Annotated in this window: 19 protein-coding genes; 9 read left to right on the forward strand and 10 right to left on the reverse strand. The window is 70.7% G+C overall.

The genetic code is table 11. The annotated features are described in order from the left end of the window. Positions 1–38: 38 nt before the first annotated feature. Both OIE67_RS47350 and OIE67_RS47355 read left to right on the forward strand, forming a co-directional pair. Positions 39–713 carry a FadR/GntR family transcriptional regulator gene (locus OIE67_RS47350; RefSeq protein ID WP_326632943.1) on the forward strand — a complete coding sequence of 225 codons (675 nt, stop codon included), beginning with the start codon at positions 39–41 and terminating at the stop codon, positions 711–713. A 73-nt stretch (positions 714–786) separates the two neighbouring features. Then, positions 787–1272 (forward strand): MarR family winged helix-turn-helix transcriptional regulator, encoded by a 486-nt coding sequence (locus tag OIE67_RS47355; protein ID WP_326632944.1) that lies wholly within the window; start codon positions 787–789, stop codon positions 1270–1272. A gap of 43 nt (positions 1273–1315) precedes the next feature. Here the strand turns inward: OIE67_RS47355 and dnaN are convergent, their stop codons facing one another. From dnaN to OIE67_RS47370, 3 genes are all read right to left on the reverse strand, one after another. Then, entirely contained in the window at positions 1316–2413 is a 1098-nt protein-coding gene (gene dnaN / locus OIE67_RS47360; RefSeq protein ID WP_326632945.1) for a DNA polymerase III subunit beta, read from the reverse strand. A gap of 93 nt (positions 2414–2506) precedes the next feature. Continuing rightward, entirely contained in the window at positions 2507–3157 is a 651-nt protein-coding gene (locus tag OIE67_RS47365; protein WP_326632946.1) for a response regulator transcription factor, read from the reverse strand. Continuing rightward, on the reverse strand, positions 3154–4584 hold the full coding sequence (locus OIE67_RS47370; protein WP_326632948.1) for a sensor histidine kinase: 1431 nt from the start codon (positions 4582–4584) through the stop codon (positions 3154–3156). The genes OIE67_RS47365 and OIE67_RS47370 overlap by 4 nt, the downstream gene beginning before the upstream one ends. Before the next feature lie 108 nt (positions 4585–4692). On the opposite strand from OIE67_RS47370, the gene OIE67_RS47375 reads away from it, so the two are divergent. Both OIE67_RS47375 and OIE67_RS47380 read left to right on the forward strand, forming a co-directional pair. Beyond that, on the forward strand, positions 4693–5598 hold the full coding sequence (locus OIE67_RS47375; protein ID WP_326632949.1) for an ABC transporter ATP-binding protein: 906 nt from the start codon (positions 4693–4695) through the stop codon (positions 5596–5598). Between the two features lie 337 nt (positions 5599–5935). Next, entirely contained in the window at positions 5936–6664 is a 729-nt protein-coding gene (locus OIE67_RS47380) for an ABC transporter permease (RefSeq protein WP_326632951.1), read from the forward strand. A 55-nt stretch (positions 6665–6719) separates the two neighbouring features. Here OIE67_RS47380 and OIE67_RS47385 read toward each other — a convergent pair whose 3' ends face one another. Next, the gene (locus tag OIE67_RS47385) at positions 6720–7634 is read right to left on the reverse strand and encodes an SMP-30/gluconolactonase/LRE family protein (protein WP_326632953.1); all 915 of its coding nucleotides are present in this window, start codon (positions 7632–7634) and stop codon (positions 6720–6722) included. A 56-nt stretch (positions 7635–7690) separates the two neighbouring features. Here OIE67_RS47385 and OIE67_RS47390 point away from each other — a divergent pair, with 56 nt between their 5' ends. Both OIE67_RS47390 and soxR read left to right on the forward strand, forming a co-directional pair. Next, the gene (locus OIE67_RS47390; protein WP_106242911.1) at positions 7691–8122 is read left to right on the forward strand and encodes an Lrp/AsnC family transcriptional regulator; all 432 of its coding nucleotides are present in this window, start codon (positions 7691–7693) and stop codon (positions 8120–8122) included. 9 nt (positions 8123–8131) lie between these two features. After that, on the forward strand, positions 8132–8641 hold the full coding sequence (soxR, locus tag OIE67_RS47395; RefSeq protein WP_326632956.1) for a redox-sensitive transcriptional activator SoxR: 510 nt from the start codon (positions 8132–8134) through the stop codon (positions 8639–8641). Positions 8642–8648: 7 nt separating this feature from the next. On the opposite strand, the gene OIE67_RS47400 is transcribed toward soxR, so the two are convergent. Both OIE67_RS47400 and OIE67_RS47405 read right to left on the reverse strand, forming a co-directional pair. Continuing rightward, positions 8649–9098, reverse strand: a complete 450-nt coding sequence (locus OIE67_RS47400) for a universal stress protein (protein ID WP_326632958.1) — start codon at positions 9096–9098, stop codon at positions 8649–8651. A gap of 79 nt (positions 9099–9177) precedes the next feature. Further along, positions 9178–10119, reverse strand: coding sequence for a LysR family transcriptional regulator (locus OIE67_RS47405; protein WP_326632960.1), 942 nt, complete (start codon positions 10117–10119; stop codon positions 9178–9180). A gap of 120 nt (positions 10120–10239) precedes the next feature. Here OIE67_RS47405 and OIE67_RS47410 point away from each other — a divergent pair, with 120 nt between their 5' ends. Beyond that, entirely contained in the window at positions 10240–11124 is an 885-nt protein-coding gene (locus OIE67_RS47410; RefSeq protein WP_326632962.1) for an NAD(P)H-binding protein, read from the forward strand. A 4-nt stretch (positions 11125–11128) separates the two neighbouring features. Here the strand turns inward: OIE67_RS47410 and OIE67_RS47415 are convergent, their stop codons facing one another. The 4 genes from OIE67_RS47415 to dnaB all read right to left on the reverse strand — a co-directional run bounded on the left by OIE67_RS47415 (position 11129) and on the right by dnaB (position 17424). Continuing rightward, entirely contained in the window at positions 11129–12076 is a 948-nt protein-coding gene (locus OIE67_RS47415; RefSeq protein ID WP_326632965.1) for a GNAT family N-acetyltransferase, read from the reverse strand. 287 nt (positions 12077–12363) lie between these two features. After that, on the reverse strand, positions 12364–13050 hold the full coding sequence (locus OIE67_RS47420; RefSeq protein WP_326632967.1) for a rhomboid family intramembrane serine protease: 687 nt from the start codon (positions 13048–13050) through the stop codon (positions 12364–12366). A 65-nt stretch (positions 13051–13115) separates the two neighbouring features. Then, positions 13116–14399 (reverse strand): FAD-dependent monooxygenase, encoded by a 1284-nt coding sequence (locus OIE67_RS47425; RefSeq protein ID WP_326632969.1) that lies wholly within the window; start codon positions 14397–14399, stop codon positions 13116–13118. Positions 14400–14574: 175 nt separating this feature from the next. Next, on the reverse strand, positions 14575–17424 hold the full coding sequence (gene dnaB, locus OIE67_RS47430) for a replicative DNA helicase (RefSeq protein WP_407674935.1): 2850 nt from the start codon (positions 17422–17424) through the stop codon (positions 14575–14577). Positions 17425–17799: 375 nt separating this feature from the next. Here dnaB and OIE67_RS47435 point away from each other — a divergent pair, with 375 nt between their 5' ends. Together OIE67_RS47435 and OIE67_RS47440 are read left to right on the forward strand one after the other, a co-directional pair. Further along, entirely contained in the window at positions 17800–19101 is a 1302-nt protein-coding gene (locus tag OIE67_RS47435; RefSeq protein WP_326632973.1) for an MATE family efflux transporter, read from the forward strand. Between the two features lie 201 nt (positions 19102–19302). Then, complete coding sequence (locus OIE67_RS47440; protein ID WP_245955980.1) at positions 19303–20775, forward strand: APC family permease; 1473 nt, start codon at positions 19303–19305, stop codon at positions 20773–20775. Positions 20776–20840 lie beyond the last annotated feature (65 nt).

Below are 20840 nucleotides of genomic sequence, written 5' to 3' on the forward strand. Positions count from 1 at the left end.
ACTCATAGGATGATTGGTTTCCCCGGAGGAGGCGGACTGTGAGTCTGCGTACGGCGCAGCGGGCTTCGCTCGTCGACCAGGTCATCGATCAGCTCAAAGAGCAGATCACGTCAGGGTCGTGGCCGATGAACGGCAAGATTCCCACCGAGACGGTGCTCGCCGAGCAACTCGGAGTGGGTCGTAACACCGTTCGTGAGGCCGTACGCGCGCTCACGCACGCCGGGCTGCTCGAGTGCCGTCAGGGCGACGGCACTTACGTCCGGGCGACCAGCGAGCTGTCCGGCGCGATGTTGCGGCGGCTGCGCCAGGCGGAGCAGCTGGAGATCCTCGAAGTGCGTCGCGCGCTCGAAGTCGAGTCCGCGCGTCTGGCCGCCACCAGGCGCACGGACGACGACATCAGGCGAATCGAGGCGGCGCTGGCCGAGCGCGACCGGGCCTGGGAGCTGGACGACCCCGACTTCTTCGTCGAGGCCGACCTGGCCTTCCACATGGCCGTCGCGCACGCCACGCACAACCTCGTGCTGATCGACCTGTTCGAGGACTTCTCGGCCGCGCTGCGGGCCAGCATCACGGCGGCCGGCACGTCGCTCAACAAGAGCTACATCCCGCACGACGCCATCGCCAGGGCCATCGCGGCCGGCGACGCGGCGGCGGCGGAGCGAGCCGGGCACGCCTGCATGGAGCACATCCTCATCGCCCTCACCGACGCCTGATCCCCCGGCCCCCGGTCCTCAGGCCAGGGGCCGAGGCGTCACGACACACCGAGATCCATCGAGGGGGTGCGTGGTGCGCAGGCAGGACGACCCCGATCTCGGCGTGCTCTCCGGCCGGACCCTGTTCAGTCTGCAGCGCGAGCTGTTCGCGAAGCTCGCCGAGCAGGGGCATCCCGACGTACGGCCGCGTCACGGCGCCGTGCTGGCCTACCTCGACCAGGAAGGCAGCAGGGCCACCGACCTGGCCGCCTGGTCGGGCCGGCACAAGCAGGTGATCGGCACGCTGGTGGACGAGCTGGTCGAGCTCGGCTACGTGGAACGGCGAGCCGCCCCCGGCGATCGGCGGGCCAAGCTGATCGTGCCCACCGCCAAGGGGCGCGACCACATCGCCAGGTCGGACGCCATCCTCGCCGAACTGGAGTCCGGGCACGCCCGAGCCGTGGGCGAGGAGGCGTACGCCGAGTTCAAGCGGGTCTTCCGGCTGGTCGCCGAGCGCCAGGCGGGCGGGCGCGCGGCAAGCGGTGATCCCACCCCGGGCCACGACCCCGCCGAACGCTGATCCCGCCGCGCGGCACGACGCCCCCCGAACGCTGATCCCGCTGTCAGGACTGGCGCAGCGACATGACCAGGTAGCGGAACGCGGGCTCGGCGTCGCCCGGCACGTCCTGGATGAGCGCCGGCCTCGTGGGCGACTCCAGGTTGATCCTGGCCAGCTCGCTCTCGATACCGGTGAGCCCGTCGAGCAGGAACTGCGACTGGAAGGCGATCTGGATGTCGTCGCCGCGCAGCTCGCACGGGACCACCTCGGCGCCGCGCCCGATGTCGCCGCCGCCGGCCTGGATGAGCACCTGGCCCTGGCTGAACGACAGCCGGATCGCGGTGTTGCGCTCGGCCACCAGCGCCACCCGCTTGATCGCGCCCACGAACGGCGCCACCGCCACGTCGGCCCTGATCGACCAGTCGGAGATCAGCCTGGCCCGGTAGTCGATGAACTGCTCGTCGAGCAGCCGCACGGTCGTGCTGCGCCCCACGCTCTCGAACCCGGCCACCCCGTCGCCCATCGCGACCGAGACCTCGCCGCCCCGCAGCGACTTGGCCACCTCGACGAGCACGCGGGCGGGCACCATCGCGGAGACGGCGGCGTCGGGCCCGGCCGGACGCCAGGCGAAGTCGCGGGCCGCGATGCGGTAGCGGTCGGTGGCCGCCATCGCCACCGCCTCCCCCTCGATGTCGATCCTGATGCCGGTGAGCATGGGCAGCGTGTCGTCGCGGCTGGCCGCGGGCGCCACCTGGCCGACGGCGGAGGCGAACACGCCGCCGCCGATCGCGCCGATGCTCGGCGGCATGGCGGGCAGCGTCGGGAAGTCTTCGACCGGCATCGTGATCAGCCCGAACTCGGCGCTGCCGCAGGTGAGGACCGCCTCCTGCCCGTCTGTGGTGATCTCGACGTCTTCGGCGGGCAGACTGCGGCTGATCTCGGCCAGCAGGCGGCCGGGGATCAGCACGCGGCCCTCCTCGGCCACGTCGGCCTCGACCGTGGCCCGCGCGGAGACGTCGTAGTCGAACGCGGACAGCGTCAGGTCCTCGCCCGCCTCCAGCAACAGCCCGGACAGGACGGGCACCACGGGGCGGCTGGGCAGGACTCGGGCAGCCCATGCCACCGCATCTGCCAGAACATCGCGGTTTACCCGGATTTTCACCTGATACCACCTCTTCGTCGCACCGTGCCTCTATGAAAATAGCCGGTGCCACCGACAAGTCCGTGCGGTTCGCCCCAGGTCGAGCCCGCGTGATCAGCGGCTGTTGAGGTAGGCCAGCACGGCCAGGACGCGGCGGTTGTCGTCGTCGGAGGGAGCCAGGCCGAGCTTGGCGAAGATGGAGGCCGTGTGCTTGGCCACGGCGCTCTCGCTCAGGTAGAGGCGCTGGGAGATGGCGGCGTTGGAGCGGCCCTCGGCCATGGCCTCCAGCACCTCGCGCTCGCGCGGCGTGAGCGCGGCCAGCGGCTCGTTCCTGGCGTTCCTGGCCAGCAGCTTGGCGATCACCTCGGGGTCCATGGCCGTGCCGCCGTCGGCGACCCTGCGTACGGCGTCGATGAACTGCTCGGCGTTGAAGACGCGGTCCTTGAGCAGGTAGCCGATCGCGCCCGAGCCGTCGGCCAGCAGCTCGCGGGCGTAGAGCTGTTCGACGTGCTGGGACAGCACGAGGACGGGCAGCCCCGGCAGCTGCTGCCTGGCCGCGAGCGCGGCCTGCAGCCCTTCGTCGGTGAAGGTGGGCGGCAGCCGCACGTCCACGATCGAGACGTCGGGCCGCAGCTCCAGCAGCCCCTTCAGCAGCTCGGGCCCGCTTTCCACGGCGGCGACGACGGTGAAGCCGTGGGCCTGGAGCAGGTGGACCAGGCCGTCCCTGAGCAGGTAGAGGTCTTCGGCGATCAGGACTCGACTCATGAGCACCAGGGTTTCAGCACGGAGGCCTCCTCCATGTACCGGTCCGGGTCGTGCGTGGCGGGGATGCGGATGGCCATGATGTGCATGAGGAGGCCGATGAGAGTCATGGCCACGATCACCGGCCACTGCCACGGTTCGGGCAGGTACAGGGGCAGGAACCAGGCCTTCTCCTCGATCCCGAACGCCTTGAAGACGCCGGCCACGATGCCCTGCGGGAACGTGGGGCACCAGGCGGTGCCCCAGAGCAGGATGACGGTGACCGTCTTCCAGCGCGGCATTCCGCGCGTGCCGCCCGCGCTGTGGCAGGGCAGCACGTTGGGCAGCAGCATGGTCACGGTCGTGGGCCCGCCGGGCGGGCTGTTCAGGGCGAGGACGCCGTCGAAGGCGGCCAGCCGCCGTTCGATGCCGGCCAGGCCGCTGCCCTTGGCCGGGTCGGCGCCGCCGAGGCCGTCGTCGGTGACCGTGACGCGCAGGTCGGGGCCGTTGCCGCTGATGTCCACCGACGCCGTGCGCGCGTCGCCGTGCCGGGCGGCGTTCGACAGCAGCTCGCTGACCGCGAAGTAGACCGCGGCCTCCACCGGCGACTCCGGCCGGTGCTCCAGCTCCACGTCCACCGTGACCCGCATCACGCTGTCCATGGCCAGGGCCCGGATGGCGTCGGCCAGCCCGCGCTCGGCCAGGACGGGAGGATGGATGCCGCGGATGACCCGGCGCAGCTCCGTGAGCGTCTCGGAGGAGGCGTCACGCGCCTTGGCCAGCAGCGCCTTGGCCGCCTTGGGATCGTCCTCGACGAGCTGCTCGACCGCGCCGAGCGTCATGCCGATCGCGACGATCCTGGCCTGTGTGCCGTCGTGCAGGTCCCGTTCGATCCTGCGCATCTCGGCGGCCTGCGAGTCGGCGGCCAGGTTGCGGGTGCGCCGCAAATGGGTCACCTGCCCGGCCAAACGGCTGGCGGCCGTGGGGGCCAGCAGCAGCTCGCTCCACAGGCCGTACAGGCGCAGGCCGCGTGCGGGGAGCAGCACGAACAGCGGCACGAGCGCGATCTTCACCGGCGGGTCGAGCAGCAGCCAGAGCTCGTCGCGCCAGGTCGCGGGATCGCTGACCAGCCACTTCCACCGGTTGTTCCACGCGGGTACGCGGGGCGTCTTGTAGAGCGTGCGCTCCGAGCGGTACATCCCGTCCGGCTGCGGTACCGGCGGAGCGGGCGCCGGCAGGTACGGCGAGGCGATGTCGATCCCCGTCTGCCGCCGGACGAGCCGCCGGTTGAACTCCGCGAGCCGCCGGACCATGCCCACCTGCGGCGAGAACAGGAACACCATGCCGAGGGCGAAGGACAGCAGCAGCATGAGCCCGGTCACGAGCATCATGGGCAGCTGCACCAGCGTGAACGCGAGCAGCCACGCGATGTGGCCGAACCTGCGAAGCATGTCACCAGTCTGCGCCAACGGCGCCTCGGGGTCACTGCACCTAGATACACCCTTGCCCGGCATCCACTCAGATTCCCCAGTGAACATCGCTTTTCTAGCGTCAATGGCATGAAAATCATCGAAGTCGAGAACCTGCGCAAGCAGTACCCGAAGCACCTCGCGGTCGACGACGTGTCGTTCGAGGTGGCCGAGGGTGAGATCTTCGGCATTCTCGGCCCGAACGGCGCCGGCAAGACCACCACCGTGGAGTGCGTGGCCGGCGTGCGGGCCCACGACGGCGGCACCGTACGGGTGGCCGGCCTGGACCCGCGTACACAACGCGACGAGTTGCGTCACGTCCTGGGCATGCAGCTGCAGAGCGCGGCGCTGCCGGAGAAGATCAGGGTGTGGGAGGCCCTGGACCTGTACGCCTCCTTCTACCCCGACCCCGCGGACTGGCGCACCCTGCTGGCCAGGGTCGGCCTGGACGCCAAGCGCGACACCGCGTTCAAGAACCTGTCCGGCGGGCAGCGGCAGCGCCTGTCGGTGGCGCTCGCGCTGGTCGGACGGCCGCGCGTGGCCGTGCTCGACGAGCTGACCACCGGCCTCGACCCTCAGGCGCGCCGGGACACGTGGGAGCTGATCCAGCAGGTACGCGAGTCGGGCGTCACCATCGTGCTCGTCACCCACTTCATGGAGGAGGCCGAGCGCCTCTGCGACCGGATCGCGCTCATCGACGCGGGCAAGGTGGCCGCCATCGACACGCCCGCCGGGCTCATCGCGCGAGTCGACGGCGAGCAGCGGGTGCGGTTCCGGCCGTCGGCACCCGTGGACGACTCCCTGCTGCTGGCCCTGCCCGAGGTCCGTGAGGTCACCAGGAGCGGCGATCAGATCATGGTGAGCGGCTCGGGCAACCTCGCTCCCGCCGTCACCCTGGCCCTGGCCCACCACCAGATCGTCCCCGGCGACCTGCGCATCGAGCAGGCCACCTTGGACGACGCGTTCCTCGCGCTCACCGGAAGGAAACTGTCTTGACCTCCTCCCCCTCGTGAAGGAGGGGGATACTCACGGTCGCCCGTGAGGTTTCCTGCTTCATCGCCGGTCGCCCGCCTGAGAAAAGGATCTCTCGTTGAGGTCTTACACCAGCTCCACAGGCGTTTCACCTCTCCACCAGCCCGGCGGCGAGGGTGTTTCCGATCGTTGTTCCGGCGGCTTGGTCATCGCCGCCGTCGAACGCACTACCGAACCTCGCGGCATCGCGCCGCATTTCGACGGCGATCCGCCTGGCGGCGAATCGCCTGCCCCTGTCCTGCTCCGCAGGGGTCCGATTCCTCCCCCGCCCGAAAGCGGGGATCATTCTCGGAGGTTTCTGATGAAACTGCTCTTCGTCGAGGCCAAGCTGCACCTGCGGGAATGGCCGTTCCTGATGTTCACCGTCGCGCTGCCGCTGCTGCTGCTGATCGTGCTGGGGACGAGCATCCCGGACTTCACGAAGGTCGGGGAGAACGGTGAACGGTTCGTGGACACGCAGCTGCCCAGCATGATGACGCTGCTGTCGCTGCTGACGCTGGCCTGCAGCGTCCTGCCCGCGGTCATGGCCACCTACCGTGACCAGGGCGTGCTCAGGAGGATGTCCACCACTCCCGTGCATCCCGGGCGGCTGCTGGGGGTGCAGTTGCTGATCAACCTGGTCGTCGCGGTGGTCACCGTCGTCCTGCTGATCGTGGCCGGATCGCTGTTCTTCGGCTCGTCCGCGCCGCGGCAGTGGGCCTGGTTCGGCCTGGTCTTCCTGCTCGGCACGGCGGCGCTGATGGCCATGGGGCTGGTGATCGCCGCGGTGGCGCCGAACGGCAAGGTCGCGCCCGGGATCGGGTCGGCGGTGATGTTCCCGCTGCTGTTCCTGGCCGGGATGTGGGTGCCGCGCGACGTCATGCCCGACGCGCTGCGGGTGATCAGCGACTATTCGGTGGCGGGGCCGTTCGCCCAGGCGCTGAAGGACACGTGGCAGGGGCACGCGCCACAGCTCATCCACCTGGTGGTGGTCGCGGCCGGGCTGGCCGTGTTCGGCGGGCTGGCCGTGCGGTTGTTCCGGTGGGAGTGATCTGCCTGCCCCCTCGGCCTGCCCGCCGTCGCAGGGGCGCGGCGGGCAGCGGGTGTCAGCGCCCGGCCCACACCGGGCGCGCACCTGTGACGTTGGTCATGAGGGAGTACAGCGAGGACGCGGCCGTGATGAACATGCGGTTGCGCTTGAGCCCGCCGAACACCAGGTTGGCGGTGAACTCGGGCAGCCGCAGCCGGCCGATCAGGGTGCCGTCGGGGTCGTAGCAGAGCACCGCCTTGCCGGCCGCGGCCCAGACCCGGCCGGTGTCGTCGAGCCGCAGGCCGTCGAAGTTGTCGCCCTCGACGCCCTCGGCGAACACCTTGCCGCCGCCCAGCGTGCCGTCCTCGCCCACCTCGAACACGCGCAGATGCCTGGCCCTGGTGTCGGCGACGTAGAGCCGCCGCTCGTCCAGCGAGAAGGCCAGGCCGTTGGGCCGGACGAAGTCGTCGGCCACGATGCGCACCTCGCCCGTCGCCGGGTCGACCCGGTAGACGTGGCAGCCGTCGATCTCCTGCTCGGCGGCGACGCCCTCGTAGTCGCTGATGATCCCGTAGGGCGGGTCGGTGAACCAGATGGAGCCGTCGGAACGGACGATCACGTCGTTGGGGCTGTTGAGCCGCTTACCTTGCCAGCGGTCGGCGATGACCGTGATGGAACCGTCGTGCTCGGTGCGGGTGACGCGCCGGTTGCCCTGCTCGCAGGAGATCATCCGGCCCTCGCGGTCGAGCGTGTTGCCGTTGGTATAGCCGGACGGCTGCCGGAACGGGCCCACGGCGCCGGTCAGCTCGTCCCAGCGCAACATCCGCTCGTTGGGGATGTCGCTCCAGACCAGGAAGCGGCCGGCCGGGAAGTAGACCGGGCCCTCCGCCCAGCGGGTGCCGGTGTGCAGAATCTCGATCTTGTCGTCTCCGCCGATCGCGGCGAAGCGCTCGTCCAGCACTTCGAACTCAGTGGGGATCGTGTCCGTCATACCGAACACCATACGGTGTTCGGATTCTCCGGTGAATCTCCGGATAGCATCCTGTTGTGGATGACATCGACAGGATGCTGATCGGCCTGCTGCAGGAGGACGCGACGCGGTCGTACGCGATGCTCGGCAAGGCGGTGGGGCTGTCCGGCGGGGCGGCGCACGAGCGGGTGCGCAAGCTGCGCGAGCGCGGCGTGATCAGGCGGACCACGATCGAGGTGGACCAGGCGGCGCTCGGGCATACGGTGACGTCCTACGTGATGGTGGACGGCGGGTCGTGGATGGGCGACAGCGCGGCGGAGCTCGCGGCGATCCCGGAGATCGAGGAGGCGCACGTCATCGCGGGTCCCGCGTCGGTGCTGCTGAAGATCCGCACCCCCGGCACCCGTGAGCTGCAGGACGTGCTGCGCCGGGTCTTCCAGGTGGACGGCGTGACCGGGACGCGGACGATCGTCGTCCTGGAGACGTTCTTCGAACGCACCCTCAAGTAATCTTCAGGTATGACTGCAACGACGAAGGTCGCCTGGAACGCCAAAGAGCTGACGGTCGGGCAGCTCGCGGAGCGCAGCGGCGTCTCCGTCTCCGCGCTGCACTTCTACGAGGCCAAGGGGCTGCTGGCCAGCCGGCGCACGGCCGGCAACCAGCGCCGCTACTCCCGCGACAGCCTGCGCCGGGTCGCCTTCATCAGGCTGGCCCAGCGCATCGGCATCCCCCTGAAGGTCATCAAGGACGCCCTCGCCGAGCTGCCGGACGAGCGCACCCCCACCCGCGCCGACTGGGCCAGGCTCTCGGCGGCCTGGCGGGGCGAGCTGGACGACCGGATCGAGCAGTTGCAGCGGCTGCGGGACGACCTCACCGACTGCATCGGCTGCGGCTGCCTGTCGCTGGACCTGTGCCCCGTGGCCAACCCGCACGACCGGCTGGGCGAGGAGGGGCCGGGCGCGCGGCGGATCGACACCCGGATCTGCCCGCCGCAGAACTGCTGCGCCCCGCCCGCGCGGGCTTCCTGACCTCGGGCTACGCCTTCGCCGGGGGGACGATGAGCGTGGGCCGGTGGGCGTGGTGCAGGACGTGGTTGGAGACGCTCCCGAGCAGCACGGAACGCACCCCCGCCAGCCCGCGCGACCCCGTGACGACCAGCGAGGCGTCGACCTCGTCCGCCACGTCCACGATCGTCTTCCAGATCGACTCGTTGTCGGCCACCGCCCGGTAGGTGACGTCGCTCAGCCCCGCCGCGATGGCCAGTTCGGCCCCCTCCTTGGCGTGCTGCTCGGCCTGGGCCTGGGCCTCCTGCTCGGTGTTGGGGTCGATCGCGCCGGTGGCGGCCAGCGGGTACTTCTTCAGCTGGACGAGCAGCGGCTCCCACACGGTGACGATGAGGGTGGGCTCGGCGGCGAGATGCTTGGCGGCGAACTCGATGGCGGCGCGCGAATCGGCTGAGCCGTCGTAGGCGACGAGGATGGTCATGGCGTTTTCCCTTCGCTTCAATCCCTCGCTAGAGCGCCGAAGCGATCAGATGCCATACCTCGGATCGATGTCTGCTTTGTCACACCACTTGGCGTAGTGCCGCCTGTGCGGAGTCCGCTTGTGGCTCCACGAGGGCGGCTACCGCGCAGGCCGTACGGACGAACGCGGCGACGGCCGGGGAGCGCGACTCCTGCGGCCAGGCCAGCGCGAACTCCAGCGGCGGCAGATCGCCGACGCTCCGGTACGCGACACCGGGACGGGGGTGCAGGCGAGCGAGCGACTCGGGGACGAACCACACGATGTCCCCCAGCTCGATCAGGTTGAAGATCTGGGCCAGGTCCAGGTTGCGTGCCGGACCACCCTTAGGCGGCGCGGACTCCTCACGGTCGGCGGAAGATCCGTGGGGCACGAAGTCCTCGCGGTCGGCGGGAGACCCGTCGGGCAGGACCCGGCCGGCGAGGTCGGTCACGCGCAGGCTGGTGTGTGCGGCCAGCGGATCGTTCGCCGCGACGGCGAGCAGGCGGGGCTCGGTCAGCAGCGGCTCGACGTCGAGGTCGCGGTCGTCGAACGGCCGTATCAGCAGCGCCAGGTCCGCGCGGCCGTCGCGCAGCGCCGGCTCCTGCTCGGCCCGCCCGCCGAGCACGAGCCGCACCGGCAGCGCGGCCGGCTCCTGCTGGTACGCGGCGATGATCTGCGGCAGCAGCCCGCCGTCGTAGTCGGCCTTCAGCGCCAGCCGCAGCACGGGCTCGGGCCGCCCCGCGTTCCTGGCCCGCCGGGACGCCGCCGCGACCGCGTCGAGTGCCGTCCTGGCGTCGCGCAGCAGCGTCTCGCCGGCCGGTGTGAGGGACACCCGGCGCGTCGTCCGCTCCATCAGCGTGACGCCGAGCTGCCGCTCCATCGCGCGGATCGCCCGCGACAGCGGGGGCTGCGCCATGCCCAGCCGTTCCGCCGCCCGCCCGAAGTGGAGCTCCTCGGCGACGGCCACGAAATAGCGGAGCTGCCTGACCTCCAGATCACTCATACCGCCACAGTATCAATGGCGTCCGAATCGGTCCTTCAGGTCTGCCGCCGCCGGGGGTTCACTGAAGAGCGTCATCAGCGGGCACGACCCCGCTCACCTGCACTCTCACCGAGGTGAATCATGATCGTCGTCACCGCTCCCACCGGCCAGATCGGCCGGCTGACCCTTGAGCGCCTGCTGGCCGCCGACGCGGCCGTCCGCGTGATCGTGCGCGACCCCGCCCGCCTGCCCGCCGCGACTCGTGCACGGGTCGAGGTGGTTCAGGGCACGCACGGCGACCCCGAGGTGGTGAACGAGGCCTTCGCCGGGGCGGACGCCCTCTTCTGGCTGGTCCCAGCGGACCCGCGCAGCCCCAGCGTCGAAGAGGCGTTCGTGGGCTTCAGCCGCCCCGCGGCCCAGGCCGTCAAGGACCAGGGCGTCAAGCGGGTCGTCAACGTCTCGGCGCTCGGCCGGGGCACGCCCGTGGCGGACCGGGCCGGGTTCGTCACCGCGTCACTCGCCGTGGACGACCTCTTCGCGAGCACGGGCGTCAGCCTTCGAGCGCTGGCCATGCCCTCGTTCATGGAGAACCTGCTGCGCCAGACCGAGCTGATCAGGACCGAGGGCCTGTTCACCATGCCGGTTTCCGGCAGCCTCAAGGCGCCTGCCTGCGCCGTCGCGGACATCGCCGCCGTCGCCGCCGGTCTCCTGCTCGACGACACCTGGACCGGCGTCGGAGAGGTCCCCGTCCTGGGACCGGAAGACCTCTCCTTCGACGAGATGGCCCGGATCATGTCCGACGAGCTCCAGCGGCCCATCCGCTTCCAGCCGGTCTCCCCCGCCGAGGTCAAGGACCGGATGATGGAGTTCGGCATGTCGGAGCCGATGGCGCAGGCGTACGCCGACATGGCCGTGGCCAAGGACGCCGGGCTCGACAACGGCGTGACCCGCACCCCTGAGGGCAGCACGCCCACCAGTTTCCGTCAGTGGTGCCGGGACGTGCTCAGGCCGGCCGTCCTCGGCTGAGCCCTCACGGCCAGGTCATGTTGATCGAACGTTCGAAGTTGACGTATCCGGCGCGGCGGAAGGCGTTCGCCATGGGGACGTTGCCCACGTCCGTGGCCGCCCGGATGCGCGGGACGTCGTCCTGTGCGGCGAGGATGCGGGTGCCTTCGGCGAGGATGTCGTCGATGTACCCGTTGCCCCGGTGCTTGGGCAGCACGGCGATGTAGCCGATGATGGGGTTGTAGTCGTTGCGGGCCGGCGTGACGAACCCCACCGGCTCGCCGTCCGGCAGCGTCGCGACCCGCCACCAGTCCCGGGGGCTGCGGTAGCAGGCGAGCTCCTCCTCGTAGTGCGCGGCGGCCGCCTCGCGGGCGGACATCCGGCTCAGGTCGTCCCTGCTGTGCGTGTCGAGCGTCCCGTCCAGCACCGAGGCCATCAGGGAGATCATCTCCTCGGTGTCGCGGACCGGCCGGAACGCCAGCCGCCCGCTCGGCTCGGGCACGGGGGTGCCGGGACGCCACTCCAGGCGCAGCCGTTCGACGAGCAGGGCGGCGCCCAGCTGTTCCAGCGCGGCCATCCGGTCCTCGACGACGCGCCTGGCCGCCGGGGTCTCGCGCCAGTCGGGCGGCACCATGCGGATGTACTCGGGCGGCCGGGCGCCCGCGGGGACGACCTCGGCCATGGCGGCACGCAGCAGTTTCACGCCGGCGTCGACACCGTCGCCGTCACGGTCGTCGAGGTCGAAGACGTCGAGGAGGAACGGCGCGTCGTCGCCGGTCGAGCACCACCAGGCCGCTCTGGCCACCAGCTGGTCGCCGCGGAGGGCCACCCACATCCATTCGGGCAGCCGGCGGCCGGCGGTCAGGTCGTCCGCCAGCTCGTCGTCGAGGACGTAGGGCAGGCGGGAGAAAAGGTCGAGTTCTTCGCGCCCGGTGATCGGGCGCATGGTCAGGTCGTTCGGTTCCACGGTCAAGGCACGCTCCGGTGAAGGCGCCCGTCCGCTCCCGGGGGTCAGACTCGGTCCGCGCCCCGGGAGGGCTCAAGCGCATTGATCTGGGACATCATCGGCTTATCCCTCCTTCCGGTGTCGTGGCCCCACGGATCTGCCGTCGAGCTCCAGCCGACAGATCTACCCGACCGCTTGTCCCCACCGCAAACCCTTTTCCATCCTTGGCACCGCCCTCGGAACCTGCCCCACGGACCGCAGTCCCAGAACGTGGCCGCGCCCAGGACAGCAGGTCCTAGGACAGGGAGTGCGGATCACGCCGGCGAAGTGCGTCCAGGCGTCAACGGGAACCTCGCATTCGAGATCCATCCTGCGGCGAGGCCGCCCAGCAGGGCGAAGCCGTGCAGATCACGCAGCACCATCAACACCACCGCCGCCACACCGAACACGGCCACCGGCGACCAGCTCGGCAGGCGTTCGCGATGGTTGACGAGCTGCGCCGCGGCGACGACCAGGACGACCGTGACGACCCAGCCCCACGTGGCGCCGGACGCGGCCGGCAGCCAGGCGCCGGAGACGACCGCGTAGAACGCGCCCAGCGCCCGTTCCAAGGGCGCACGTTCGGACGGGCCGCTCATCAGGACGAGCCCGCCCGCCAGGCCGCACAGGGCGACGGAGTTGCCCGCACCCGGCTGGTCCAGCAGGAACCCGGCGGCCTCCCCCGCCACCGCCCCGCTCAGGTAGAGCACCACCCAGCGGCCCCGGCCGAGGGCCCGCTCGGCCACGTACCCGAGCACGGCGAGGAAGCCCAGGTTGAACAGCGTCCCGATCGCCCCGCCGTCCTGCACGATCAGCGACGTCGCCAGCCGCCACCACTCCCCGCCGGCGATGGCCGCCGGATCGCGCATGAGGGCCGGCTCCAGGCCGGGCAGCACGAACTGCAGCAGACTCGGTACGGCGGTGATCACGAAGACGGCGACCGTGAGGAAGGGCTTGACCACCCCGCAAGCCTCGCACACCGCCCACAACCAGCCACCGCCGGACCGGTAGCCACGTCATGCGACGCCTACGGCTTGGCCGACGAGACCACCTGTGGACCTGCCGACGCCCCGGAGTCCGGCACCCCTGCGTAGTCGGGCAGCTCGACGCCGTTGATCGCCCGATCGATCAGTTCGGCGAACCATTCGCCGGTGAAATCGGGGCTCGGCTCGTCGTCCTGCCCCGGGACTCCGAGGCTGCGTACGTGCAACCGGCCGATCTCCTGGTTGGCCTCCACGTACGAGCGCATCCGAGCCTCGTAGCCGGCGAACCCGGCCTCCGGGTCCCATCCGGCGGCGGCCAGCTCACCGGCCAGCAGGTATGCGCCGACCAGCGCCAGCCCGGTGCCCGCCCCGGACATCGGCGACGCGCTGAACGCCGCGTCCCCGAGCAGCCCCACCCGTCCGCTCGACCAGCGCTCCATCACCACCTGAGCGACCTGGTCCAGGTAGAAGTCAGGGGTGCCGTCCACGTGGGCGAGGATGCGCTGGGTCAACCAGCCGAAACCGTCCATCCGCTCGCGCAACAGGCGCTTGTGCGCTTCGACGTCGCGGTAGTCGACGTCGAAGTCGGCCGCGGGGAAGGAGAACATGGCCATCGCCCGGGTGGCGTCCGGGACGGGCCGCAGCCCGGCGGACCGTCCGGCCTCCTGATGGTCGATCATCCAGCGGTCCACGCCGAACTCGTTCGGCACGCTGTAGAAGGCCAGCACGAGCCCGAGGTGGCGGATGAAGCGCTCACGCGGCCCGAAGACCATCGCGCGCAGCTGCGAGTGCAGCCCGTCGGCCCCGATCACCAGGTCGAAACGCCGCCGGTCACCGCCGGCGAAGACCACGTCGACCCCGTCCGCGTCCTGGCTGAGCTCGGCGATCCGGTCGCCGAAGACGTACTCGACACCGTCCCGGGTGTCGTCATAGAGCACCTGGGACAGGTCCCCGCGCAGAATCTCGATGTCCGCGATGAACCCGTCGCCGCCGTGGTCCTCCGCGCGGTGGGTCTCCAGCGTGTTCCCGTCCGCGTCCACCATGTAGGCGCCGGCGGTGTCGGTGCGGGCGGCGCGCACCGCCGCGTCCAGCCCCATGCGCCCGATGACCTCCTTGGCGATCCCGCGCGCGTCCACCGCCTGCCCACCGGGCCGCAGCTCGGGTGCCCGCTCCACCACGGTCACCTCGGCCCCCCGCCGGCGCAGCCAGTGGGCCAGCGCCGGCCCCGCGATGCTCGCCCCCGCCACCAGCACCCTGGGACCGCTCATCCGCGCCCCCTGCTCGCCGGTCCTGATGTCCTGCGCCTGCAGGGAGTCGTCGACGCTCATCACTGCCTCCATGTGCCTCCGCCCGCACTGGGACCTTCCCAGCACAGGCCCCACCGCTGTGGGTGTGTCCAGCCGTATCGACCACGGATCCACCCAGAACTCATCGGCACGACCGCAATCGTGTCCCCGTTCATCACCCTGAACGCGCGGCATGTGCGTGCGACGGGCACCCGCCTCAGTGCTGAGCCATGTCCACGAAGCGGCTGTAGTGACCCTGGAAGGCCACCGTCACGGTCGCGGTGGGACCGTTACGGTGCTTGGCCACGATCAGGTCGGCCTCACCGGCCCGAGGCGACTCCCGCTCGTAGGCGTCCTCACGGTGCAACAGGATGACCATGTCGGCATCTTGCTCGATGGATCCACTTTCGCGCAGGTCGGAGACCTGGGGGCGCTTGTCGGTGCGTTGCTCGGGGCCTCGGTTGAGCTGGGAGATCGCGATGACGGGGACCTCCAGCTCCTTGGCCAGCAGCTTGATGGCACGGGAGATCTCCGAGACCTCGTTCTGGCGGCTCTCGGTCTTCTTCGGCGAGCTCATCAGCTGGAGGTAGTCGATGACCACGAAGCGCAGCTCGTTGCGTTGCTTGAGCCGGCGGCACTTGGCCCGGATCTCCATCATCGACATGTTGGGCGAGTCGTCGATGAACAGCGGCGCCTCGGCCACCTCGCTCATCCGGCGGGCCAGACGGGTCCAGTCGTCGTCGCTCATCGTGCCGGAGCGCATGTTCTGCAGCGAGACGCGGGCCTCGGCCGACAGCAGACGCATGGTGATCTCGTTGCGGGACATCTCCAGCGAGAAGATGACCGTGGTCATCCCGTACTTGATCGCGGCGGATCGGGCGAAGTCGAGGCCGAGCGTGCTGTTGTGGGTGGGCACGCAGGCCCGGCCGGCCAGGTAGAGGTGGTCGGGGTTGTCGACCTCCACGCATCGGACCAGGCGCGAGGCGATCGGCCGTACGTCGACGATGCGGCGGACGCGGGTGGCCGCGGGCGCGACGGTGGCCTGCCTGGCGGCCTGCCTGGAGAGCCGGAAGACCTGGCCGGGCGCGGTGAAGTCGATCAGGTGGCAGACGGGGGTCTCGACCGTCGGCCCCGTCGTTGGCTCGGTCGTTGGCTCGGTCGTCGGCTCGGTGCGCATCGTCGCGCTGTGGCCGAGGCTGTGGATGAGCTCCAGCGTGTCGTACGCGAGGCGCCGGCTCGTCAGGGCGAGCTGGATGTGCCCGTCCGCGTCGATGTGTCCGTCGGTGTCGAGCAGTCCGGCCAGCAGGTCGCGTCGTTGCTGCTCCGAGGCGCGTAGGTAGATGGCGGGGATGCGCTTGTCGTGCAGAACGCCCAGCTCGCGAAGAATGCCGGAAACAGTGCCCTCGGACGACAGCCCAACCGGCGCCTGCTCAGCTGACGACTGCTCAGCTGACGGCTGATCGGTCGGGTCCGGGAGTGACAGGTCGTAGGTGAGCACGGTGTCGGCTCGCGTGACGCGCAGGCCCTCGGCCTCCAGGTTGGCGATGATCTCGGGGTCCGCGGTGCTGATCCGAGCCGTCGCGCCGTGGCCGTCCCCCAGCCAGACACCGAGCGCGTACGGCGGCAGCGGCACGTCCTGGGACGGAAGCTGGAACGGCGCCGCCACGGGCACCGCATGGTTCGGCCGGCCGGTGGACGCGTCGAGGAGGGAGGCGGCGATCTCTTCCGTGGTGAGCACCACCTGACGCTCGCCCTTTGCCGCGGCGCGCACCCCCCGGCCCCCGGCCTCCGTCGCCGTGAGCACCAACTGACGCTCGTCCCTTGTCGGGATGAGCGCCGCCTGACGCTCGCCTTTTGCCGCAGTGCAGACCGGCTGGCGCTCGGCTACCGCCATTGCCTGTGTGCGGAGGGCGCTGGCGGGCTCAGTCGTCGTTGCGGCGCACATGGGGAGGACGCGGGAAGCGGCGGGCGTGGCCGTCGTCCGAGAGGCGGTGGAAAGGGCGGTCGGGGTGCTCGTCCGGGAGGCGGTGAGTGTGAGGGGCGCGACCCTCGTCAGGAAGGCGCCGGAAGCGGCGGTCGTAGTCGTCATACGGAAGACGCGGGAAGCGGGGGTCGTGGTCCCTGTGCAGGAAGCGGAGGTCGTGGTCCTCGTGCGGGAAGCGCGGGAAGCGGGGGTCGTGGTCCTCGGGCGGGAGGTGGGGATGGTTGTGGGCCGGGGGTGGAGAGCGTTGGAGAAGGGGGCGGCTTGGGGGTGTGGGGGTGCCTTGGGGGTGGGGGTGGTGTGCCACTGGTGGTGGGCGTCGGCGATGATCACGGTGCCGTCGTCGAACTCGACCTCGTAGCACGGCCGCCCCCGCATCACCTCGGTCGCCGCGATCACCCTGGTCGGCCGACCGGCGGCGTCGAGGAGCAGGTCGCCGACCTGGGCCTGGCCCATCGTGGTCCAGCCGGTCGGCGTGGGCAGCGGGGTGTCGAGGGCCAGGGCCTTGCCGATGGCGGGGCGGGCGGCGACGACGATCATCTGGCCGGGGTGCAGGCCGTTGGTGAGCTGGTCGAGGTCGGCGAAGCCGGTCGGGACGCCGACCATCTGGCCGCTGCGGCTGCCGATGGCCTCGAGCTCGTCGAGGGCGCCGGGCATGATGTCGGCCAGGGGCGCGTAGTCCTCCGAGGTGCGCCGCTCGGTGACCTTGTAGACCTCGGCCTGGGCGCGGTCGACGAGGTCGTCGACCTCTTCGTTCTGGCCGCCGTAGCCGAAGGAGACGATGCGGGTGCCGGCCTCGATGAGGCGGCGCAGGATGGCCTGCTCGCGGACGATCTTGGCGTAGTAGCCGGCGTTGGCGGCCGTGGGGACGACCGCCGTGAGGGTGTGGAGGTAGGCGGCGCCGCCGACCCTGGCCATCTCGCCGCGTTTCTGCAGCTCGTCGAAGACCGTGACGGCGTCGGCCGGCTCGCCGCGGCCGTAGAGGTCGGTGATGACCTCGTAGACCATCTGGTGGGCCGGGCGGTAGAAGTCGTCGGCGCGCAGGATCTCGACCACGTCGGCGATGGCGTCCTTCGACAGCAGCATGCCGCCGAGGACCGACTGCTCCGCGTCGATGTTGTGCGGCGGTGTGCGCTCGAAACCTGGGCCTCCGCCGGCCTCTTCCTGGTCAATGCTCACCGCGCCCCCTCAGACACTTGCAGGCGGTCGCACCACCCCCATATGTAGTCGACCGGTGTGACAGTTTCTCGGAGTCGCGGGCTGACGGCAACGTGGCCTGTGGACAACCCTGTGGTCAAGCTGTGCACTATCCCGCTGAAGGTGTGAACGACCTGTGGACGGCCCTGGGGATAACTCTTTCGGATATCCACAGAAGCCCGGGTGAGCAGGGCGAACAGTGTCCACCGGCTGTGGACTAAAGAAAGTTGGCCCGACACGCCGAGTAAGGTCCATACTGGACGAATGCCCATTACCTCCAGAGATCGGGAGATTCTGCGGCTCGCCGTGCCCGCGTTCGGGGCCCTGGTGGCCGAGCCGCTGTTCCTGCTCGCCGACTACGCCATCGTGGGGCACGGCCTGGGCACCACGGCGGTGGGCGCCCTGGGGGTGGCGGGCACGGTCCTGACGACGCTGATCAACCTGTGCGTCTTCCTCGCCTACGGCACCACGGCCTCCGTGGCCCGCCAGTCGGGAGCGGGCAACCACGCGCGGGCCATGCGCAACGGTGTGGACGGCATCTGGCTGGCGCTGGCGATCGGGGCCGGGCTGATCGTGGTGTGCTGGCCGCTGGCGCCGGCGATCGTGGAGCTGATCGGCGCGACGGGCACGCAGGCCGCGCAGGCGGTGACGTACCTGCGGATCAGCCTGATCGGCGCGCCCGGGATGCTCGTCGTGCTGGCCGGCACCGGCGTGCTGCGCGGGCTGCAGGACACGGTGACGCCGCTGGTGGTGGCCGTGGGGTCGTTCGCGTTGAACGCGGGGCTGAACGCCTGGTTCGTGCTGGGGCTCGGCTGGGGCATCGCCGGGTCGGCATGGGGGACGGTCATCGCCCAGGTGGCGGGGGCGGCCGTCTATCTGGTCGTGGTGGCTCGGGGGGCCATTCGGTCGGGTACGTCGCTGGCGCCCAGCATGGACGGGATCAGGCAGGCGGGCACGGCCGGGGTCGCGCTGCTGATCCGTACCCTGTGCCTGCGGATCGTGCTGCTCGTGGCCACCGTGATCGCCACCAGGATGGGCGAGGCGGAGCTGGCCGCGTACGCGCTGGCCACGCAGGTGTGGACGCTGCTCGCCTTCGCGCTGGACGCCATCGCCATCGCGGGGCAGGCCATCACCGGGCGCTCGCTCGGCGCCGGAGACGTGCCCGCCACCAGGGACGCGACCAGGCGGATGACCCAGTGGGGCCTCTGGTCGGGCGTGCTGCTCGGGCTGCTCGTCGTGGCCGCCAGGCCGGCGCTGCCCGGCCTGTTCGACGCCGATCCGCGGGTGGCCGAGCTGCTGCTGGCACTGCTCTGGCCGGTGGCGTTGTTCCAGCCGGTGTGCGGGGTGGTGTTCGTGCTCGACGGGGTGCTGATCGGCGCGGGCGACCAGCGGTACCTGGCCTGGGCGGGAGTGTGGACGACGGCGGCGTACCTGCCTGCTGCGCTGCTGGCGTCGGGGTTCGGGGTGATCGCGCTCTGGTGCGCGCTCGGGGTGTGGATGGTGGCGCGGTGGGTCACCTTGACTCGGCGGGCGGCCGGAACCGCCTGGCTGGTGACCGGCGCCTAGACCGTCGCGCATCGAAACACCGGCCTGACCGTCGCCGCTCCCCACGGTCATGCTTCGCCCCGCGCCCCCGCGCCTCCCGCCCCGCGCCCCGCATGGGACGCCGCACGAGAGGTCCGGTTGGAGTGCCAACGTGATGGTTTCGTGCTTGCTGTTGTCCGAGGGGTGAGACATTGTGGGCGGGTTCCCTGAGCGGGGTGTTCCTTGTCCACGATCCTGCGGCGCTTACCGCCTTCCGAGGCGACCGGCCTGCGCACCGGCGCCCGGCACAGCCTGGCCGAGCTCTACCGCCCGGCCGATCTCGTGGTGCTCGGACTCGGGGTGATGATCGGCGCCGGCATCTTCAGCATCGCCGGCCGCCAGGCCGCCACCACGGCGGGGCCCGGCGTGATCCTCTCCTTCATGATCGCGGGTATCGCCTGTCTGCTGGCCTGCCTGTGCTACGCCGAGCTGTCCTCGACGATGCCGACCTCGGGCAGCGCGTACACGTTCACGTACGTCATCTTCGGCGAGGTCTGGGCGTGGATCATCGGCTGGGCGCTGATCCTGGAGCTGCAGCTGGCCGCCGCGGTGGTGGCCAGGGCCTGGGGCGAGATCGCCGTCGGCGCGGTGGCGAACTTCGGCGTCCGCGTCCCCGCCTCCGGGATCGTCAAGGACCTGCTGGTGTTCGTGATCCTGGTGCTGCTCACCGGCATCGTGGCGCTGGCCGCGCGCATCGGGCTGCGGGCGCTGTGGATCATGGTGTCGGCCAAGCTGCTGGCCATCGGCGCGGTCATCGTCGTCGGGGTCATGCACATCGACGTGGCCAACTACGGCGAGTTCTACGTCCCGCCCAAGACGCTGGACGTCGCGCCGGCGACCGTGCTGGAGATCTTCTACGGCGAGAGCCAGGCGTTCGGCTGGTTCGGCATCTTCGCGGCCGCCTCGGCGATCGCGTTCGCCTACATCGGGTTCGACATCGTGGCCACCTCCGCTGAGGAGACGGTGAACGCGCGCAAGGCCGTGCCCAAGGGCATGATCCGCAGCCTGGTGATCGCCACCGTCATCTACATCGCGGTGGCGCTGGTCATGGTCGGCCTGGCCCCCTACACGCAGATCTCCGAGGACGCGCCGCTGACGAGCGCGTTCAGGGCGGTGGGCGTGGACTGGATGGTGCACGTCATCGACGTGGGCGCGGTGCTCGGGCTGACCACCGTCATCCTCGTGCTGATCGTGGGGCAGACGCGGGTGCTGTTCTCCATGGCCCGCGACGGGCTGATCCCGCGCGGCCTGGCCACGGTCAGCCGCCGCTACCACACGCCGACGCGCGTGACGCTGGTGATCGGGTTCGTGGCGATCGTGCTGGCCGAGTTCGTGCCGGTGCTCACGATGCAGGAGCTCGTGGTGCTCGGGACGCTGTTCGCGTTCGCGTTCGTGGCGGCCGGCGTGATCGTGATGCGCCGGCGCATGCCGCACCTGGAGCGGGGTTTCCGGGTGCCGCTCTCGCCGCTGCTGCCGGCGCTGTCGCTGCTGGCCACGCTCTGGCTCATGGTCAACCTGCGCGTGCTGACCTGGGCCTGGTTCGTCCTGTGGATGGCCTTCGGCCTGCTCGTCTACCTCGTGTACGGCCGCCGCAACAGCCTTCTGGCCCGCCCGAACCCACAGCCGCGCCCGGTGCACGGCCGGCACCGGCGCTAAGACCCGCCTCACCGGTGCACGGATCGCTGGAACCTGCCGCGCCGGTGCACGGATCGCTGAAACCC

The organism is Nonomuraea fuscirosea, from assembly GCF_035917475.1.
GTDB lineage: Bacteria > Actinomycetota > Actinomycetes > Streptosporangiales > Streptosporangiaceae > Nonomuraea > Nonomuraea fuscirosea.